Annotated in this window: 20 protein-coding genes and 1 pseudogene; 20 read left to right on the top strand and 1 reads right to left on the bottom strand. The window is 40.3% G+C overall.

The annotated features are described in order from the left end of the window. The first annotated feature begins 78 nt into the window (after positions 1-78). The 18 genes and pseudogenes from tsaB to QM956_RS08955 all read left to right on the top strand — a co-directional run. Entirely contained in the window at positions 79-762 is a 684-nt protein-coding gene (gene tsaB / locus QM956_RS09040) for a tRNA (adenosine(37)-N6)-threonylcarbamoyltransferase complex dimerization subunit type 1 TsaB (protein ID WP_049500720.1), read from the top strand. Then, positions 759-1,196, top strand: a complete 438-nt coding sequence (gene rimI / locus QM956_RS09035) for a ribosomal protein S18-alanine N-acetyltransferase (RefSeq protein ID WP_000569837.1) — start codon at positions 759-761, stop codon at positions 1,194-1,196. Before tsaB ends, rimI begins: the two co-directional genes overlap by 4 nt. Beyond that, positions 1,186-2,196, top strand: coding sequence for a tRNA (adenosine(37)-N6)-threonylcarbamoyltransferase complex transferase subunit TsaD (gene tsaD / locus QM956_RS09030; protein WP_000655020.1), 1,011 nt, complete (start codon positions 1,186-1,188; stop codon positions 2,194-2,196). Before rimI ends, tsaD begins: the two co-directional genes overlap by 11 nt. Before the next feature lie 103 nt (positions 2,197-2,299). After that, entirely contained in the window at positions 2,300-3,163 is an 864-nt protein-coding gene (locus QM956_RS09025) for an Rgg/GadR/MutR family transcriptional regulator (protein WP_004254984.1), read from the top strand. 230 nt (positions 3,164-3,393) lie between these two features. Beyond that, positions 3,394-3,678, top strand: coding sequence for a bacteriocin immunity protein (locus QM956_RS09020; protein ID WP_004254985.1), 285 nt, complete (start codon positions 3,394-3,396; stop codon positions 3,676-3,678). 121 nt (positions 3,679-3,799) lie between these two features. Further along, positions 3,800-5,026: an MFS transporter gene (locus QM956_RS09015; protein ID WP_004254988.1), complete on the top strand. Its 1,227-nt coding sequence runs from the start codon at positions 3,800-3,802 to the stop codon at positions 5,024-5,026. 143 nt (positions 5,027-5,169) lie between these two features. Then, positions 5,170-5,796: a TetR/AcrR family transcriptional regulator gene (locus tag QM956_RS09010; protein WP_001224323.1), complete on the top strand. Its 627-nt coding sequence runs from the start codon at positions 5,170-5,172 to the stop codon at positions 5,794-5,796. Beyond that, positions 5,796-6,308, top strand: a complete 513-nt coding sequence (locus QM956_RS09005) for an HdeD family acid-resistance protein (protein WP_000036821.1) — start codon at positions 5,796-5,798, stop codon at positions 6,306-6,308. Before QM956_RS09010 ends, QM956_RS09005 begins: the two co-directional genes overlap by 1 nt. Before the next feature lie 240 nt (positions 6,309-6,548). Next, the gene (locus QM956_RS09000) at positions 6,549-7,244 is read left to right on the top strand and encodes an AzlC family ABC transporter permease (protein ID WP_084865160.1); all 696 of its coding nucleotides are present in this window, start codon (positions 6,549-6,551) and stop codon (positions 7,242-7,244) included. Beyond that, the gene (locus QM956_RS08995) at positions 7,234-7,557 is read left to right on the top strand and encodes an AzlD domain-containing protein (RefSeq protein WP_414302445.1); all 324 of its coding nucleotides are present in this window, start codon (positions 7,234-7,236) and stop codon (positions 7,555-7,557) included. Before QM956_RS09000 ends, QM956_RS08995 begins: the two co-directional genes overlap by 11 nt. Positions 7,558-7,766: 209 nt before the next feature. Beyond that, entirely contained in the window at positions 7,767-8,597 is an 831-nt protein-coding gene (locus QM956_RS08990; protein ID WP_004254995.1) for an amino acid ABC transporter substrate-binding protein, read from the top strand. A gap of 153 nt (positions 8,598-8,750) precedes the next feature. Then, the gene (locus QM956_RS08985) at positions 8,751-9,605 is read left to right on the top strand and encodes a MetQ/NlpA family ABC transporter substrate-binding protein (RefSeq protein ID WP_042751775.1); all 855 of its coding nucleotides are present in this window, start codon (positions 8,751-8,753) and stop codon (positions 9,603-9,605) included. A gap of 99 nt (positions 9,606-9,704) precedes the next feature. Next, on the top strand, positions 9,705-11,078 hold the full coding sequence (locus tag QM956_RS08980) for a M20 family metallopeptidase (RefSeq protein ID WP_153208768.1): 1,374 nt from the start codon (positions 9,705-9,707) through the stop codon (positions 11,076-11,078). Then, positions 11,071-12,132: a methionine ABC transporter ATP-binding protein gene (locus QM956_RS08975; protein WP_033680837.1), complete on the top strand. Its 1,062-nt coding sequence runs from the start codon at positions 11,071-11,073 to the stop codon at positions 12,130-12,132. The genes QM956_RS08980 and QM956_RS08975 overlap by 8 nt, the downstream gene beginning before the upstream one ends. A 1-nt stretch (position 12,133) precedes the next feature. Continuing rightward, the gene (locus QM956_RS08970; RefSeq protein WP_000444647.1) at positions 12,134-12,826 is read left to right on the top strand and encodes a methionine ABC transporter permease; all 693 of its coding nucleotides are present in this window, start codon (positions 12,134-12,136) and stop codon (positions 12,824-12,826) included. Between the two features lie 129 nt (positions 12,827-12,955). Further along, on the top strand, positions 12,956-13,825 hold the full coding sequence (locus QM956_RS08965; protein WP_247927991.1) for a helix-turn-helix domain-containing protein: 870 nt from the start codon (positions 12,956-12,958) through the stop codon (positions 13,823-13,825). A gap of 182 nt (positions 13,826-14,007) precedes the next feature. Continuing rightward, positions 14,008-15,252 carry an MFS transporter gene (locus QM956_RS08960; protein WP_247927990.1) on the top strand — a complete coding sequence of 415 codons (1,245 nt, stop codon included), beginning with the start codon at positions 14,008-14,010 and terminating at the stop codon, positions 15,250-15,252. Positions 15,253-15,268: 16 nt separating this feature from the next. Next, a pseudogene (locus QM956_RS08955) lies at positions 15,269-15,508 on the top strand (ABC transporter permease); the annotation flags it as partial. A 29-nt stretch (positions 15,509-15,537) separates the two neighbouring features. On the opposite strand, the gene QM956_RS08950 reads toward QM956_RS08955, so the two are convergent. Beyond that, positions 15,538-16,107 (bottom strand): MptD family putative ECF transporter S component, encoded by a 570-nt coding sequence (locus tag QM956_RS08950; protein WP_247927989.1) that lies wholly within the window; start codon positions 16,105-16,107, stop codon positions 15,538-15,540. Between the two features lie 134 nt (positions 16,108-16,241). On the opposite strand from QM956_RS08950, the gene QM956_RS08945 reads away from it, so the two are divergent. Further along, complete coding sequence (locus QM956_RS08945; protein ID WP_045605177.1) at positions 16,242-16,856, top strand: YesL family protein; 615 nt, start codon at positions 16,242-16,244, stop codon at positions 16,854-16,856. Continuing rightward, on the top strand, positions 16,834-18,504 hold the full coding sequence (locus QM956_RS08940; protein ID WP_345773272.1) for a sensor histidine kinase: 1,671 nt from the start codon (positions 16,834-16,836) through the stop codon (positions 18,502-18,504). The genes QM956_RS08945 and QM956_RS08940 overlap by 23 nt, the downstream gene beginning before the upstream one ends. Positions 18,505-18,512: the final 8 nt, after the last annotated feature.

The raw sequence follows: 18,512 nt of genomic DNA, 5'->3' as shown, positions 1-18,512 counted from the left end.
TGTTTGGGGGCAAAGAAAATTCCCATGTGCCAGCTTTTGTAGTATAATAGTAAGCAGACAAAAAGATAGGAATGTGTTATGAAAGTATTAGCTTTTGATACGTCCAGCAAGGCTCTTTCTCTCGCTATTTTAGAGGACAAGCAGGTTCTTGCCGAGACGACGATTAATATCAAGAAAAATCACAGTATTACCCTCATGCCAGCCATTGATTTTTTGATGGCAAGTTTGGATTGGACGCCCAAGGATTTGGACCGAATCGTGGTGGCGGAAGGGCCAGGTAGCTACACAGGTTTGCGAATTGCGGTAGCCACTGCTAAGACGCTGGCTCATACTCTGAACATTGAGTTAGTTGGTATGTCGAGCCTCTTGGCTCTGGTGCCCTACCAACAAGAAGGTTTGTTCGTCCCTTTGATGGATGCTCGTCGCAACAACGTTTATGCAGGATTTTATGAAAATGCCAAACCTGTCATGCCAGAAGCGCACTTACCCTTTGAGCGAGTGATTGAGTTAATCAAGGGGGCTAGTCAGGTTACCTTTGTCGGAGAAGTTGCCCCCTTTGTGGAGCAGATTCAAGAACACTTGCCAAGGACTAATTACAAAGAAACCCTGCCAAATGCAGCTAATCTTGCTCTTTTGGCTTGGGACAAGGAAGCAGACTCCTTGCATGATTTTGTGCCGAACTACCTCAAACGTGTTGAGGCTGAGGAAAACTGGCTCAAGAATCACACCGAGTCTGGCGAGTCTTACATTAAACGCCTATGATAGAAATCAAACGAATCCAACAACAGCCTGACTTGGCTCAAGCCATCTACGCTGTCATGGTAACTGTTTACCCAGTCAGTCCTTGGACTCTGGAACAAATCCAAGCAGACCTGTCCCAAGACCAGACTTGGTATGCTCTGGCTTATGATGGGGCAGAAGTGATTGGCTTTCTAGCTGTGCAGGAAAATATCTTTGAGGCAGAAGTCCTGCAAATCGCTGTTAAAGGAGCCTATCAGGGTCAGGGGATTGCCTCGACCTTGTTTGCTCAATTGCCGACAGACAAGGAGATTTTTCTCGAAGTTAGAAAGTCAAATCAAAGAGCGCAAGCATTTTACAAGAAAGAAAAGATGGCAGTCATCGCTGAGCGAAAGGCCTACTACCATGACCCAGTCGAGGACGCCATCATCATGAAGAGAGAAATAGATGAAGGATAGATATATTTTAGCATTTGAGACATCCTGTGATGAGACCAGTGTCGCTGTCTTAAAAAAAGACGACCAGCTCTTGTCCAATGTCATTGCTAGTCAAATCGAGAGCCACAAACGTTTTGGGGGCGTAGTGCCAGAAGTAGCTAGTCGTCACCATGTCGAGGTCATTACAGCCTGTATCGAGGAGGCTCTAGCAGAAGCAGGAATTACCGAAGAGGACGTAACAGCTGTGGCGGTTACCTATGGACCGGGCTTGGTCGGAGCCTTACTAGTTGGTTTGTCAGCTGCCAAGGCTTTTGCTTGGGCACATGGGCTTCCGCTGATTCCCGTTAACCACATGGCTGGCCACCTCATGGCCGCTCAGAGTGTGGAGCCTTTGGAGTTTCCCTTGCTAGCCCTCTTGGTTAGCGGTGGGCACACAGAGTTGGTTTATGTTTCGGAGGCTGGTGACTACAAGATTGTTGGGGAAACGCGAGATGACGCGGTTGGTGAGGCCTATGATAAGGTTGGCCGTGTCATGGGTTTGACCTATCCTGCTGGTCGTGAGATTGACGAGCTAGCTCATCAGGGACAGGATATTTATGATTTCCCTCGTGCCATGATTAAGGAAGATAATCTGGAGTTTTCATTCTCAGGTTTGAAATCGGCCTTTATCAATCTTCACCACAATGCCGAGCAAAAGGGAGAAAGCTTGTCCACAGAGGATTTGTGTGCTTCCTTTCAAGCAGCTGTCTTGGATATTCTTATGGCAAAAACCAAGAAGGCCTTGGGAAAATACCCTGTTAAAACCCTGGTTGTGGCAGGTGGCGTGGCAGCCAATAAAGGTCTCAGAGAACGCCTAGCGGCCGAAATCACAGATGTCAAGGTCATCATCCCACCACTGCGTCTTTGTGGAGACAATGCAGGAATGATTGCCTATGCCAGCGTCAGCGAGTGGAACAAAGAAAATTTTGCAAACTTGGACCTCAATGCCAAACCAAGTCTCGCTTTTGATACTATGGAATAAAGAGTCAGCTTAAGGCTGACTTTTTTACTTGCCGAAATGTCAGAATATTTTGACAAATAAATGTAAATAATGATATAATATATAAAGAATAGGAGGTGGTCAGATGATTGGGAGAATGGAATTGGGGGAATTTTACAAGGAATTACGTTTGGCTAGAAAGCTCAAGCAGTCAGATGTGGCTTGTGCTGGACTAACAGCTTCTCAGCTATCCAAGTTCGAACTAGGGCAGTCTATGCTGTCTGCAGATAAGTTGATTCTAGCTATCCAAGGTATAAATGTGACCTTTGATGAGTTTGGGCACAAGCTCAACAACTATCAAGAATCTCCACATATGCGAATTGGTAGAAAGGTTGTGGATCGCTTTGCCCACCAAGATATAGCTGGTTTAGAGCAACTGTTGGAGGAAGTCGAGCAAGAACAGATGGCAGAGACCTATCGTCGTTTGAATGCCATTGTAATTAAAAACGCACTCCATTCCTTAAATAAGAACTATCCATTAGTAAAAGAAGATAGCGAGTTTTTGACTATCTATCTCTATGCTATTGAGTCTTGGACCTGGTTTGAACTCTATCTCTTTTGCAATACCATGCCCTTCTTGAGCAATCAAGATTTGATATTTTTATCGACCGCTTTAATTGAGAAATCTAGGGAATTTAAAGAGTTGGTACATAATCGATTGTATATGAAAAGTGGATTTCTGAATATTATATCAGAACTCATGGAGCGTAAACTTTTCTCTTATATCCCAATTTTTGAAGCTGAGCTAGAGAGCATGCTTCGTCCATACGATGTTTTTGAAAAAGTATTGTGGCAGTTTTTAAAGAAAATGAAGATTTTCCTTCAAACCAAAGGAAGCAATCAAAAAGAGATTGAAAGATTTATCCAATCTCTGCAAGTATTAGAAAATCCACAATTGCTAGCCCTCTTCGAATTGCGTTTGAAGCAATACAAAGAACTTATTGAGTAGTCAACAATTGCAAATCTGAAATTTCTATAAGAAAAAATATCAAATATGCGATTTTCTAAAATAAGCTAATTTTCGTGTTATACTATCCTTGTAAAGCACTTCAAGCAGATCCTAAGTCGCAGAAGTGGTTTATAGATGGGAATTCGTACAGTATATGTTTAATTATGAGCATACTGTAAATGGCTGGACTAAAAGTGAAACTTGGCGTCCTAGATAAAATGAGGTAAACGATGGAAAAACAAAGTCAGTTACAAATGTTAATTCATTCCCTATACAATAATAAAGAAATTAGCTTGACGGAAGAATTTAGGAAGCAATTGCTGGAAACAGCAAAACAGTTCTCTAGTACTAATGAAGATTTGTTAGCTGTACGTCTTTCTTTTGCCGTCTCTAAAGAATTGTTGAGCTTTAAAGGTGAACCGCCGACAGAGTTGTTGGATTTAGCAAAATTTGTCCAAAAGAAAGAAGCTAAATACAAGCAGGGAATAGTGTGGTCTGGTATTTTTAAGATATGATTTATTATAAAATACGGCATGAACATCATATAATGGATGAATCTGAATATGAGCAAGGCTTGGAGTTCAATATTAAACCAAGTCTTGTTTTCTATACACTGGAACTTTAAAAGGAGTTGTGATGAAAGTATTTCTTCAAAATAGAAATTTTAGGCAATTAACCATCAACCAGTGGATTTCAACGGTTGGGGATACGATTTTTTATCTGGCCTTTTTGAATTATGTGGCAGATGCATCTTTTGCCCCTTTGGCGATTTTACTGATCACGATTTCAGAAACCCTTCCTCAAGTTCTGCAAATCTTTCTGGGAGTTTTGGCGGATTTTCAACATCATCGTGTCCTAAAATATACAATGATTAGTTTTGCAAAATTTTTGCTTTACTCTATCGTTTCTTTATCACTTTCAGGGCAGTCCTTTTCCTTGTTATTAGTAGCATTTATTTGTCTGATTAACCTCTTATCTGACACATTGAGTTATTTTTCAGGCGCCATGCTCACTCCGATTTTCATTAGAATTATTGGGCAAGACCATCTGGCAGAAGCTATTGGATTTAAACAGTCAACTGTTAGTTTAGTGAAAACAATCAGTAATATTCTAGGAGGAGTCTTACTAGGTATTCTATCTATCCAGTCTATTTCCTTACTGAATGCTCTGACCTTTTTAATCGCATTTTTAGGTATTCTTTTCATAAAAACAGACCTCTTGAAAGTAGAAAAAACGATTAGCTATCAAGAAGGACTCTCTGTAAAATCCTTTTGCCAGCATCTGCTCCAATCATCAAAATTGATATGGAATATGAATAAGGTGCTCTTGGTTTTGTTTATTATCTCTATTAGTCAAGCAGTGATAAATGTTACAGTTCCTGTTTCTACTCTGTTTTTGAGGAATCAGCCCTTTTTGAATTTACAAACAGGTCAATCTCTTGCCTTGTTATCCACCCTTGAATTGTCAGCCCTTATTGTCGGAAGCCTTGTGAGTGGCTATCTGAAGAATACAATCTCCATAAAACTAGCCCTATATGCCTCGCTTATTATCCAATTACTCCTTTTAGTTGGCTTTGTGGCAGTTCGTTTTGACTGGATTCTTATCTTTAGTGCCTTGGATGCCTTTTTCGCAGGTATCCTCTCTCCTCGATTACAGGAACTCATTTTTAAACAAATACCTGAGGAGTCAATGGGAGCAGTTCAATCCTCTATCGGTGCCATTACAGTTGTTTTACCTAGCTTATTTACAATAGCTTTGGTAACCATTGCTACTAGCTTTGGAACTCTGGCAGTTAGCTTTGTTTTATTGCTATTTCTTCTAGCTGCCTTTATCATACTCTTGAATATCCGTGAAAACATTTAGCGAAGAATGTGTATATTATATGTTTGAGACTGGATTCCAGTCTGTTTATGATGGCTACAATCAGCAGACTGTTAAATTTTTGAGAAAGTTGCTTGACATTTCAGACCAATCGGTTTATAATTAAAAAATGTAGAGATAAATACATGAGAAAAGAAGAAAAAACAAGACTACGAAGAGAGAAAATCATTACCGCTGCTTTGTTTGAATTTGCTACAAAAGGCTATCAAGGTTTTGTCATCAATGAACTTTGTAAAGTGGATGGTATTTCCAAAGGAGTTTTGTATCATAATTTTTCAGGGAAATCAGACCTCTATCTAACTTGTTTTCAGGAGAGTTTTGAGAAAGCTTTGGCAGTGTTTCTGGGGGTGGAAGGTCAAGTGCCCTCCTTAGCTGATTATATGGAAAGACGTCACCAATTTTATCAGCAATACCCAGAACATAGCCACATTTTCTTTGAGGCAATGATTGCGACACCAGAAGAATTGGAAGCAGACATTGCACCACAGAAAGCTATCTTTTTGGACTTGAATGAACAAGTTTGTCAAAAACTTATATCAGAATCCAAACTGAAAGAGCATATTGATGAGAAACGAGCTATGGACTATCTGCGATTGATTCAGGATATGTTTCGTTCCTATTATTTAACTGTTTCGTCAGATAGCAGTTTGCCTGACTTGGTTTCAGGATATGAACATCAATTATCACAGGTTTTGGATATGATGATTTATGGAATACTAGAGGAAGATTCCTCTAAAAAAGGAGAAAAATAATGTCGAAAATTTGGAAATGGTTGTTACTAATTGCGGGTATTTTTGCAGTTTTTGTAGGTTTTAATATGTTTGCACATCCTCTTATTAGCTTGGCTTCCATGACTTTCTGGTTTGCACTTGTATTTGCAGTTCAAGGGATTTCTGAGATTGTACAATACTTCAAATCAGAAGAAAAGCATGGCTGGAATTTATTTGGAGGAATTGTTACCCTCATCCTCGCTCTTACCTTGTTCTCAGGTAGCTTTATTGAAATGGTAACATTTGTACCATTTATCATTTCTTTATGGGCCTTGACAAATGGTATTACAAAAACTATCGTTGGTTTCAAGGTTCGTAAGACGGATAAATCGGTAGGTACCCCTCTAGTTTGGATGGGGATTTTAGGAATCGTAGCAGGTTTAATCATGATGGGACACCCATTGATGACCGGTCTCTATATTAGTTACACCATTGCCTTTGTCTTTATTTATCAAGGTATTGTGGCAATTGTTCAATTCTTCAAGATTAAATAAGAATAAAATGGAGTCTGTCTGATTACAATCAGCAGACTTTTTTCTCTTTCCTGAATGTGTTATAATAGTCCATGCTATGGCTGGAGCCTTTTCAGCCTACTTATACTCTTCGAAAATCTCTTCAAACTGCGTCAGCTTCTATCTGCAACCTCAAAACAATGTTTTGAGCAACCTGTGGCCAGCTTTCTAGTTTGCTCTTTGATTTTCATTGAGTATTATTAAGACAATATGAGGAGAAAGATGAAAGAAAAAGGATTTTGGGAGGGGGCGCAGGCGGCCATGCCAACGGCCCTTGGTTATGTCAGTATTGGCTTGGCCTGTGGGATTATTGGTGCGCCCTATGTGACACCTGTTGAGATGGGCTTGATGAGCCTCTTTGTTTATGCTGGGAGCGCCCAGTTTGCCATGTTGGCACTGATTGCGGTTCAAGCACCTGTGGCAGCTATTGCTATGACGGTCTTTTTGATTAATTTGCGTCTCTTTTTGTTGAGTTTGCATGCGTCAACCTATTTCCGTCATACCAGTCTCTGGCAAAATATCGGTATGTCTAGTCTCTTGACGGATGAGACCTATGGCGTTTTGATGGGCGAGTTAGCCCATGCAGACAAGGTCCATCCGATGTGGATGCACGGAAATAATCTTAACAGCTATGTGGCTTGGTTTGTGGGAACAGTAGTCGGAACGGCTCTGGGTGGTCTGCTGCCAAATCCAGAAATCTTTGGCTTGGATTTTGCCCTGGTTGGGATGTTTATTGGTATTTTTGCTTCGCAATTTCAGATTATGCAAAGACGGATTCCTGTCCGCAATCTGCTCATTATCCTAGCAGTTGTTGCGGTGTCCTTCTTTTTGCTCTTGACAGTGGTGTCTCAGTCACTAGCTGTTCTGTTTGCGACGCTACTTGGTTGTACAATGGGGGTGGTATTAGATGGTCAGTAAGTATCTTTTATTAGCAGTTATTTTCTCTGGCTTGGTGACCTGGATTCCCCGTATGATTCCCTTCATCTTGGTCAAGTATAAGGGTTTGCCTGCGATCGTTGAGCGCTTTTTGAAGTTCTTGCCCGTTTCTATTATCTTTGCCTTGATTCTGTCAAGCGTAGTGACAGGTAAGGTTGGGAGTTTTCCTCAAATCAAATGGCTGGACTTCTTAGCCGTATTTCCAACAGCTTGGGTGGCCTTTCGTTACCGCAATCTAGTCGGAACAGTTCTCTTTGGAGTGATCTTAATTGCACTCTTGCGTTTGGTCTTTTAATACTCTTCGAAAATCAAATTCAAACCACGTCAGCGTCGCCTTACCGTACTCAAGTACAGCTTGCGGCTAGCTTCCTAGTTTGCTCTTTGATTTTCATTGAGTATAAATCAGCCATAAAGAAAACCTATCACAGAGATAGATATCATATAATGGCGTAAATGTTTTTTTTCTGTTAAGATTATAAGGTATTCTATTTTGGAGGAAATGAAATGAAAAAAATCGTTAAATACTCATCTCTTGCTGCTCTAGGGCTTGTTGCTGCAGGTGTACTAGCAGCTTGCTCAGGTGGTGCTAAGAAAGAAGGAGAAGCAGCTAGCAAGAAAGAAATTATCGTTGCAACTAATGCTACACCAAAACCATTCAACTATGAAGAAAATGGCGAATTGACTGGTTACGAAATTGAAGTGGTTCGCGCTATCTTTAAAGACTCTGACAAGTATGATGTCAAGTTTGAGAAGACAGAGTGGTCAGGAGTCTTTGCAGGACTTGATGCCGACCGTTACAATATGGCTGTTAGCAACATCAGCTACACGAAAGAACGTGCTGAAAAATACCTTTATGCAGCTCCAACTGCTAAAAACCCTAACGTTCTTGTAGTGAAAAAAGATGACCCTAGCATCAAATCGCTTGATGATATCGGTGGAAAATCAACAGAAGTTGTTCAAGGGACAACTTCTGCTAAACAGCTAGAAGACTACAACAAACAACATTCAGATAATCCAACTGTCCTAAAGTATACTAAAGCGGACTTCCAACAAATCATGGGACGCTTGAGCGATGGCCAGTTTGACTACAAGATTTTTGATAAAATCGGTGTTGAAACAGTCATCAAGGACCAAGGTTTGGACAACTTGAAAGTGATCGAACTTCCAAGCGACCAACAACCTTATGTTTACCCACTTCTTGCTAAAGGTCAAGATGAGTTGAAAACATTTGTAGACAAACGTATCCAAGAACTCTACAAAGACGGAACTCTTGAAAAATTGTCTAAACAATTCTTCGGAGACACTTACCTACCAGCAGAAGCTGATATTAAATAATTTCTTGAAATCATCCATTCTGAATAAGGTGGATGATTTCTCAGTTTTTAAGGATATAGTTTTAAACTATATATCTGACTATCTAATAACAATTTGTGAAATCAAATAAATTGTGAGATACTAGTACGGTATTATTTTTAAGGAGAAAGAATCATGAAAATTAAAAAATGGCTTGGTGTAGCAGCCCTTGCTACAGTCGCAGGTTTGGCTCTTGCAGCTTGCGGAAACTCAGAAAAGAAAGCAGACAATGCAACAACTATCAAAATCGCAACTGTTAACCGTAGCGGTTCTGAAGAAAAACGTTGGGACAAAATCCAAGAATTGGTTAAAAAAGACGGTATTACTTTGGAATTTACAGAGTTCACAGACTACTCACAACCAAACAAGGCAACTGCTGATGGCGAAGTAGATTTGAACGCCTTCCAACACTACAACTTCTTGAACAACTGGAACAAGGAAAACGGGAAAGACCTTGTAGCGATTGCAGATACTTATATCTCTCCAATCCGCCTTTACTCAGGTTTGAATGGAAGTGACAACAAGTACACTAAAGTAGAAGATATCCCAGCAAACGGAGAAATCGCTGTACCGAACGATGCTACAAACGAAAGCCGTGCGCTTTACTTGCTTCAATCAGCTGGCTTGATTAAATTGGACGTTTCAGGAACTGCTCTTGCAACAGTGGCCAACATTAAAGAAAATCCAAAGAACTTGAAAATCACTGAATTGGACGCTAGCCAAACAGCTCGTTCATTGTCATCAGTTGACGCTGCCGTTGTAAACAATACCTTCGTTACAGAAGCAAAATTGGACTACAAGAAAGCACTTTTCAAAGAACAAGCTGATGAAAACTCAAAACAATGGTACAACATTATCGTTGCGAAAAAAGATTGGGAAACATCACCTAAGGCTGATGCTATCAAGAAAGTAATCGCAGCTTACCACACAGATGAAGTGAAAAAAGTTATCGAAGAAACATCAGACGGTTTGGATCAACCAGTTTGGTAATAAGAAACAGGGAGGTGGGAGAGAAAATTCCACCTCTTGCTTTTGTATAGAGCAGGGATTGTAAAGAAGACTATAGGTTCATAGAAAGGTAGAGAGAATATGGTTTTTCCTAGTGAACAAGAACAGATTGAAAAATTTGAAAAGGATCATGTGGCCCAGCATTATTTTGAGGTTTTGCGTACCTTGATTTCTAAGAAGTCGGTCTTTGCCCAACAGGTGGGTCTCAAAGAAGTTGCCAACTATCTGGGTGAGATTTTTAAGCGTGTTGGGGCTGAAGTGGAGATTGATGAGACTTATACGGCGCCTTTTGTCATGGCACATTTCAAGAGTTCGCGTCCAGATGCCAAGACCCTGATTTTCTATAACCACTATGACACTGTGCCAGCGGACGGGGATCAGGTGTGGACAGAGGATCCCTTTACGCTTTCGGTCCGCAATGGCTTCATGTATGGGCGTGGGGTTGATGACGACAAGGGTCATATCACAGCTCGTTTGAGTGCTTTGAGAAAATACATGCAACACCATGATGACCTGCCTGTCAATATCAGTTTTATCATGGAGGGAGCGGAGGAATCGGCTTCGACAGACCTAGATAAGTATCTGGAAAAACATGCGGATAAACTCCGTGGAGCAGATTTGTTGGTCTGGGAACAAGGGACCAAAAATGCCTTGGAACAGCTAGAAATTTCTGGTGGAAATAAAGGGATTGTGACCTTTGATGCCAAGGTAAAAAGCGCTGATGTGGATATCCACTCTAGTTATGGTGGGGTTGTGGAATCAGCTCCCTGGTACCTCCTTCAAGCCTTACAGTCTCTTCGTGCAGCAGATGGCCGTATCTTGGTTGAAGGTTTGTACGAAGAAGTTCAAGAACCAAATGAGCGAGAATTGGCCTTGGTGGATACCTATGCTCAACGAAATCCAGGGGAAATCAGCCAGATTTATGGCTTGGAATTGCCTCTTTTACAAGAGGACCGCGCAGCCTTTCTAAAACGTTTCTTTTTCGAGCCAGCTCTTAATATCGAAGGGATTCAGTCAGGTTATCAAGGACAAGGAGTCAAAACGATTTTGCCTGCAGAAGCTAGTGCTAAGTTAGAAGTTCGTTTGGTTCCTGGCCTAGAACCGCATGATGTTCTGGAAAAAATTCGGAAACAGCTAGACAAAAATGGCTTTGATAAGGTAGAATTATACTATACCTTGGGAGAGATGAGCTATCGAAGCGATATGAGCGCACCAGCCATTCTCAATGTGATCGAGTTGGCTAAGAAATTCTATCCACAGGGCGTTTCAGTCTTGCCGACGACAGCGGGGACAGGGCCTATGCATATGGTCTTTGATGCCCTAGAGGTGCCAATGGTGGCCTTTGGTCTAGGAAATGCCAATAGCCGAGACCACGGTGGAGATGAAAATGTGCGAATCGCCGATTACTACACCCATATTGAATTAGTAGAGGAGCTGATTAGAAGCTATGAGTAGAGATATTATCAAGTTAGATCAGATCGATGTGACTTTTCATCAAAAGAAGAGAACCATCACAGCGGTCAAGGATGTGACCATTCACATCCAAGAAGGGGATATTTACGGAATTGTTGGATATTCTGGAGCAGGGAAATCAACCCTTGTACGGGTGATTAACCTTTTGCAAAAACCATCTGCAGGTAAAATCACCATTGACGACGATGTGATTTTTGATGGTAAGGTGACTTTGACGGCAGAGCAGTTGCGTCGTAAACGTCAAGATATTGGAATGATTTTCCAGCACTTTAACCTGATGAGCCAAAAGACAGCAGAGGAGAATGTAGCCTTTGCACTCAAACACTCTGGACTTAGCAAGGAAGAAAAGAAGGCTAAAGTAGCTAAGTTGTTGGACTTGGTTGGCTTGGCAGACCGTGCTGAAAATTATCCTTCACAGCTATCTGGAGGGCAAAAACAGCGTGTGGCCATTGCGCGTGCCTTGGCAAATGATCCAAAAATCTTGATTTCAGATGAGTCAACTTCTGCCCTTGACCCTAAGACAACCAAGCAGATTTTGGCCTTGTTGCAAGATTTGAACCAAAAATTAGGCTTGACTGTTGTCTTGATTACGCATGAAATGCAGATTGTCAAAGACATTGCCAACCGTGTGGCAGTTATGCAGGATGGACATTTGATTGAGGAGGGTAGTGTTCTTGAAATCTTCTCAGACCCTAAACAACCTTTGACTCAAGACTTTATCTCAACAGCTACAGGTATTGACGAAGCCATGGTCAAAATCGAGAAGCAAGAAATCGTGCAACATCTGTCTGAAAACAGTCTTTTAGTGCAACTCAAGTATGCAGGTGCTTCAACAGACGAGCCACTTTTGAATGAATTGTACAAGCATTACCAAGTAACGGCTAATATCCTCTATGGAAATATCGAAATCCTCGATGGAACTCCTGTTGGAGAATTGGTTGTGGTACTGTCTGGTGAAAAAGCAGCGCTAGCAGGTGCCCAAGAAGCCATTCGTCAAGCAGGCGTACAACTAAAAGTATTGAAGGGAGGACAGTAAGATGGAATCATTGATTCAAACCTATTTACCAAATGTTTATAAAATGGGCTGGGCTGGTCAGGCAGGCTGGGGAACAGCCATCTACTTAACCCTTTATATGACAGTTCTTTCCTTCATCATCGGAGGGTTCTTGGGACTGGTAGCCGGTCTTTTCCTTGTCTTGACAGCGCCAGGTGGTGTCTTGGAAAATAAGGTTGTCTTCTGGATTTTAGACAAGATTACCTCTATTTTCCGTGCGGTTCCTTTCATCATCCTCTTGGCAGTCTTGTCACCCTTCTCTCATCTAATCGTAGGAACAAGTATCGGGCCAAATGCGGCTATTGTACCCCTATCTTTTGCGGTCTTTGCCTTCTTTGCCCGTCAGGTGCAGGTTGTCTTGGCTGAGCTAGATGGTGGTGTCATTGAGGCGGCTCAAGCGAGCGGAGCGACCTTCTGGGATATCGTGGGTGTTTACCTATCAGAAGGTCTGCCGGATTTGATTCGTGTGACGACTGTGACCTTGATTTCACTTGTTGGGGAAACCGCTATGGCCGGTGCGGTTGGAGCTGGTGGTATTGGTAACGTAGCCATCGCTTATGGATTTAACCGCTATAATCACGATGTGACTATCTTGGCAACCATCATTATCATTTTGATTATCTTTGCAATCCAATTCTTGGGAGACTTCTTGACCAAAAAATTGAGCCATAAATAAAAAGATCTAGGCAATCTGTACATCATTCATAGGAGTTGTCGTTATAGTCAAGACTTGAAATTTTCTGTACTGGTTGCTATCAATCGTCGCTTTTATGAGTAAGAGAGTTAAGAATTGTGGGGAGTCAATATGCAAAATCTGGGAGAAGTTTTTAAAGAATTGAGAAAGAGTCGGAATGTATCTCTACAGGAGGCGACGGGAGGAGAGTTTACTTATTCCATGCTGAGCAAATTTGAGCGTGGAGAAGCAGACTTATCCTCTATGAAATTGATTACTGCTTTAGATAACATCCACTCTGATTTGAATGAATTTATGTACTTGGTACGTGGTTTTTCTCAGAAAAAGGTTTTGGCTTTTCAAGAAAATCTCTGGGATCTATATGACAGAGAAGGGATTGATTCTCTCCACTCCTTGTATGAACAGAAGACTCAAAAGTATAGATCAAGTGGTGAAAAAAGCTATCTCTTACAAATGATTCGTATCAAGAGCCTTCTTGTATTTTTTGATTCAGAAATAAGAGCAACGGATGAAGAACTAACTTTTCTCTATGACTATTTTTTTACTATTGATATCTGGGGAAATTATGAATTGAAACTATTTTCAACGATTTCTCCTTTGTTTCCTCTGCCCCTCTATTTTAAATATTCTAGGGAGATGTTACAAAAGACGGATTTATTAGGTTCTTTGCCTAGTAATAAAGTTGGTATCGATACCATTTTGATTAATGGACTCTTTAAAGCGATAGAGGAAAAGGATAAATTAAAAGCAGATTATTTTATCTTTCAGATTGAAAAACGAGATTTACCAGAATCTCAAGCTTATCTTAAAATCATTTATATGATTGCTAAAGGATATTATGATACTATTTTTAAAGTAGAAAATAAGGGTCTTGAAAAAATCCGGAGGGGCATTACAATCTTACAAGATTTAGAGTATGTAGATGGTGCAAGATACTATGAAAACTATTTTGCAAGTCAGTTCTCAAATAAAGATTTGTAATATATTCTCATTACATCGACCGATGAAAAATAATAGCCTTGTGGATGGATTGATAATTCTAGTATCTAGGAGCTAGAGTTCCTATTTTCAGAAAAAATATATTACAAAAAAGTGGGGACTCCCGCTTTTTTTGTTAGACTGATTTCAATAGAATACTCTTTGAAATGTGAGAAAGGCCTATTATGAAACTATTCTTAAAACATCATTTATTTAGGATACTTACCTTATCAAGGTTTTTGAGCTCAAGTGGAGCTTATATTTATAATCTGGTATTTATCGTTTATGCTGCGAGTCTACCCTTTAAAAATATAGCTGTATTTATGGCGAATATGATTACGATTTTACCTTTCCTATTTACTTTTTATGTTGGGATTAAGGCTGATCATACTCGGAATAAAGCAGGGACAATTATCTGGGTTGGTTGTGTGCAAAGTCTACTATTTCTTTTGATTGCTAGTGTGATTCATGATCAGAACTTCGTAACGTTTGCTTTTATCTGTATGGTTAATATCTGTTCGGATATTTTATCAGATTATACAGCAGGTCTTCGTATGCCGATTATCCAGCATAATATTTCGGAAGATAAGCTCTATGAAGCTTATTCCTTTACTCAGTTTGTCTCCTATTTATCAAATCTAGGAGGTCAAGCCTTAGGAGTGTGGTTACTCACAACAAGCCACCAAAATTTTTCTTTTGTTGCGATTGTGAATGCTGGTTTCTTTTTACTATCTTCTCTTATTTTGTTCAAAAATAGAAGAGAATTGACGTATTTGTCTGTAACGGTAGAGAATGAGTCGATTAGTTTACTTCAACAAGTTAAGGCAATCTATGCGGACATGGATGATATCTTTAGGCAGAGAGAAAGTAAATCATTGTTTAAAATGATCCTTGTCATTTTAGTGATGAATACTTTGGGAGGAGCTGTTGGAGGTATTTATCACTTTTACTTATTAGACCATACTATCTACCATCTCAGCTATGCTCAGGCCCTATTTTTAATCGAATGTGTTAGCTTGGGAGGAGCTATTCTTGGTAGCCTAACTCCCCATGATTATTTTGGGAAATTGTCGTTTTCAAGTTTGCTATTGCTCAATGCAAGTCTGTTTGTCTTACTTGCTACTGCTAATATTTTAGATTTTTCTCCTCTAGTAGGTGTTGTTTGCTTAGCCTTTATCATGTATTTGATGTCGAAATCAATGCCTAAATTAGATACTCTGTTATTGTCTAATTTGAGTGCGGATGTATTAGCTAGAAGTAATAATCTCTTGAGTATGATTTTTTCCCTAACATTACCCTTGGGGATGTCTGTATTTTCCTTCTTAGCTTTACAAGATATCAGGCTTTGTTGGTGGGTGTTTTTGGTAGTGAGTGTGATAGGGTTGATTTTATCACTAGAAAAAAGAAGTTTTTCGGTTAAAAAATTTTAACCTAGGAAAATCAGGCTTACTAGAAGGTCTTCCAGATTTGATCCGTGTGACGACTGTGACCTTGATTTCCCTTGTTGGGGAAACAGCTATGGCGGGGGCAGTTGGAGCTGGTGGTATCGGTAACGTAGCCATCGCTTATGGATTTAACCGCTACAATCACGATGTGACCATCTTGGCAACCATCATTATCATTTTGATTATCTTTGCAATCCAATTCTTGGGAGATTTCTTGACCAAGAAATTGAGCCATAAATAAAAAAGAGCCGTGTGGCTCTTTTTTAGTAATCAGATTTTCTGTGCAAATTTTTTACTCAAGGTTTGTCCAATTAAGGCACCAACTAGGGCTCCGATGACAACACTTGCGACAAATAGAAGGATGGTTCCAGGGTTTGGAGCAACCATGATACGGTCGATATATTCTTGTGATTTTCCTCTTGCTAGAAGGGTTGCCATATAGGTTTTGGGCGCAATCCACATAAGTAAGATTGGACCAGTTGAGCTAAAGGCAAAGAGTATGAAAGAAAGGAAATTCTTAGTTTGGTCCTTGTATTTTCCGAGGTTAGCTACTGCATCTGCTAGGAGACCGCAGATAATTCCAGGAAGGAAGGCACCGGCACCGTGTTTAGTTCCCAAGAAAAAGAGAGCAATGACAAGGCCGATAGTGGTAATGGCTCCAAAACGCGGAACTTTTGCGACTAGGATCATATAGATGCTACCGCCGACAAGGGCAGTAAAGGCAGGCGCATAAAACATGTTTCCAGTTTGGTCAAATAGATTGCCCAAAAGGACACCAATCCCCATGCAGAGGAAGTAAAGAACTGCAAAAAGAAGTGTAGTTAAGATAGATTTCTTCATGAATTGTCTCCTGATAATTTTTTCACAATTCTCATTTTACCATGGTTTGATGGGATTGTAAATGGATACTAGAAGTTTTTGAAAACGCTTGAAATATGATATAATAGTTTCATAGTTATTTTTAGGGGGATATCATGGGTAGATTTTTAGACTTTGTCTTTAATCGTTTCTTTTTAGGGATGATTGCGACAGCCTTCTTTTGGCTACTAACCTTGGTGGGAGGGATTATCCTTGGTCTAGCGCCGGCTAGTGCCACCTTGATGAGCCTGTATGCAGAACATGGTTATAGCTTTCGGGAATACAGTTTGAAGGAGGCGTGGTCTCTTTATAAGCAAAATTTCGTCTCAAGCAACCTGATTTTCTATAGTTTTTTAGGGGTGGATCTAGTTTTGGTCTATGGCCTGTATCTCTTGGTGCAATTGCCTCATCAGACTATTATTCATTTGATTGCGACCTTTTTGAATGTCTTAGTAGTTGCCCTGATCTTTTTGGCTTATACAGTATCTTTGAAATTACAAGTTTATTTTGATTTGTCCTATCGAAATAGCCTCAAACTATCCTTGATTGGCATCTTTATGAGCTTAGCGGCTGTGGCCAAGGTTCTCCTTGGGACAGTGCTACTTGTGGCAATTGGTTACTATATGCCTGCCCTACTTTTCTTTGTAGGAATTGGGATGTGGCATTTCTTTATCAGTGATATGTTGGAACCGGTCTATGAAAGTATCCATGAAAAATTGGCGACAAAATAGAATGAAGCAGTTTTGGCTACATACGCTTCTGAGAACCTACAGTTCAGTGATGATGATTATTATTGCGAGTTTTGCAATCTTACTCTCTTACGCTGACTGGGATTCACGGGAAAAGGAAGCTCAAAGAGTAGCTCAACGTGTAACCACTCGAACAGTTGATGAAGTGGAGTATTATTATAGAGAATCAGCCCAACTGGCGCAAGATTTAGTAGCCAATCAAGACCGGATACAAGGGGTTTATAAGTACTTTAGCTTGTCAACTTCTGAGTATTTTTATTGGCTGTTGGAGCATCAAGCAGCTTCGTCAACTTCTATTTCTCTGTATGAAAACATTGATGATCTTTATGTCCAAAATGACTCTATAACGGGTGTTGCAATCGTCTTGCAGGATTTTAAAGAAGTTTATGTTTCAACAAGGGATAAAAGAAGTGGTCATGTCTTGCCAGCTGAGGCCTTTAAACCAGAGGCCAATAGTTTTGGAATTCCAGTTCTGGATCCAGCAACGGATCAATCTATAGGAGTGATATACATCTCCTTGGATCCAGAAGTTTTATATCATGCCATTGACAATACCCGAGGTCATATTCCGATGGCTGTTACTGTGACATCACCATTTGATACGGAGATTTTTCATATTGGTGAGAGGGTCAATAGGGAACATGAGAACTGGTTTGTTGGTATGACTTCTCATGGATATCAGGTTCAGGTGGCAGTTCCTAAAAACTTTGTTTTACAAGGAACAGTTGCCAGCTCTGCTTTGATTGTGGGTTTGAGCCTTCTCTTTATTGTCATTCTCTATCTGACTTTGAGGAAGACCTTTGCGAACTACCAAAAGCAGGTAGTGGATTTGGTGGATTCTATTCAAGCTATTGCCCAAGGGGAAGAAGGTCTTCGCATCGATACGCTTGAAAAGGATCAGGAATTGCTCTTAATCGCAGAGACCACCAATGATATGTTGGATCGCTTGGAAAAGAATATCCATGATATTTACCAGTTAGAGCTTAGTCAAAAAGATGCCAATATGCGGGCCTTGCAGGCTCAAATCAATCCTCATTTTATGTACAATACGCTGGAGTTCTTGCGCATGTACGCAGTCATGCAAAGTCAAGATGAGTTAGCAGATATCATTTATGAATTCAGTAGTCTCTTGCGTAACAATATTTCCGACGAAAGAGAGACTCTTCTCAAACAGGAATTAGAATTTTGTCGTAAATACAGCTATCTCTGCATGGTTCGCTATCCCAAGTCCATTGCCTATGGTTTCAAGATAGATCCAGAGTTAGAGAATATGAAGATTCCCAAGTTTACTTTGCAACCGCTAGTAGAAAATTATTTCGCGCATGGTGTTGACCACAGACGGACAGATAATGTGATTAGCATCAAGGCGCTTAAACAGGATGGTTTTGTGGAAATTTTAGTGGTAGATAATGGCCGTGGTATGTCGGCTGAAAAACTGACAAGTATTCGAGAAAAGTTAAGTCAGAGACATTTTGAACACCAAGCCAGTTACAGTGAACAAAAGCAGTCTATCGGGATTGTCAATGTCCATGAGCGTTTTGTGCTCTATTTTGGGGATCGCTATGCTATTACTATAGAGTCTGCAGAGCAAGCAGGTGTTCAGTATCGTATTACAATTCAAGATGAGTAGAAAGGGAG

The organism is Streptococcus mitis, assembly GCF_047460035.1.
Taxonomy (GTDB): domain Bacteria; phylum Bacillota; class Bacilli; order Lactobacillales; family Streptococcaceae; genus Streptococcus; species Streptococcus mitis_DW.
This window is presented reverse-complemented; position numbering and strand designations above follow the sequence as displayed.

Bases quoted from the DNA above. Each gene is read 5' to 3' on its own strand.
- tsaB (WP_049500720.1), top strand. From the start codon at position 79: ATGAAAGTATTAGCTTTTGATACGTCCAGCAAGGCTCTTTCTCTCGCT.
- rimI (WP_000569837.1), top strand. From the start codon at position 759: ATGATAGAAATCAAACGAATCCAACAACAGCCTGACTTGGCTCAAGCC.
- tsaD (WP_000655020.1), top strand. From the start codon at position 1,186: ATGAAGGATAGATATATTTTAGCATTTGAGACATCCTGTGATGAGACC.
- QM956_RS09025 (WP_004254984.1), top strand. From the start codon at position 2,300: ATGATTGGGAGAATGGAATTGGGGGAATTTTACAAGGAATTACGTTTG.
- QM956_RS09020 (WP_004254985.1), top strand. From the start codon at position 3,394: ATGGAAAAACAAAGTCAGTTACAAATGTTAATTCATTCCCTATACAAT.
- QM956_RS09015 (WP_004254988.1), top strand. From the start codon at position 3,800: ATGAAAGTATTTCTTCAAAATAGAAATTTTAGGCAATTAACCATCAAC.
- QM956_RS09010 (WP_001224323.1), top strand. From the start codon at position 5,170: ATGAGAAAAGAAGAAAAAACAAGACTACGAAGAGAGAAAATCATTACC.
- QM956_RS09005 (WP_000036821.1), top strand. From the start codon at position 5,796: ATGTCGAAAATTTGGAAATGGTTGTTACTAATTGCGGGTATTTTTGCA.
- QM956_RS09000 (WP_084865160.1), top strand. From the start codon at position 6,549: ATGAAAGAAAAAGGATTTTGGGAGGGGGCGCAGGCGGCCATGCCAACG.
- QM956_RS08995 (WP_414302445.1), top strand. From the start codon at position 7,234: ATGGTCAGTAAGTATCTTTTATTAGCAGTTATTTTCTCTGGCTTGGTG.
- QM956_RS08990 (WP_004254995.1), top strand. From the start codon at position 7,767: ATGAAAAAAATCGTTAAATACTCATCTCTTGCTGCTCTAGGGCTTGTT.
- QM956_RS08985 (WP_042751775.1), top strand. From the start codon at position 8,751: ATGAAAATTAAAAAATGGCTTGGTGTAGCAGCCCTTGCTACAGTCGCA.
- QM956_RS08980 (WP_153208768.1), top strand. From the start codon at position 9,705: ATGGTTTTTCCTAGTGAACAAGAACAGATTGAAAAATTTGAAAAGGAT.
- QM956_RS08975 (WP_033680837.1), top strand. From the start codon at position 11,071: ATGAGTAGAGATATTATCAAGTTAGATCAGATCGATGTGACTTTTCAT.
- QM956_RS08970 (WP_000444647.1), top strand. From the start codon at position 12,134: ATGGAATCATTGATTCAAACCTATTTACCAAATGTTTATAAAATGGGC.
- QM956_RS08965 (WP_247927991.1), top strand. From the start codon at position 12,956: ATGCAAAATCTGGGAGAAGTTTTTAAAGAATTGAGAAAGAGTCGGAAT.
- QM956_RS08960 (WP_247927990.1), top strand. From the start codon at position 14,008: ATGAAACTATTCTTAAAACATCATTTATTTAGGATACTTACCTTATCA.
- QM956_RS08950 (WP_247927989.1), bottom strand. From the start codon at position 16,107: ATGAAGAAATCTATCTTAACTACACTTCTTTTTGCAGTTCTTTACTTC.
- QM956_RS08945 (WP_045605177.1), top strand. From the start codon at position 16,242: ATGGGTAGATTTTTAGACTTTGTCTTTAATCGTTTCTTTTTAGGGATG.
- QM956_RS08940 (WP_345773272.1), top strand. From the start codon at position 16,834: ATGAAAAATTGGCGACAAAATAGAATGAAGCAGTTTTGGCTACATACG.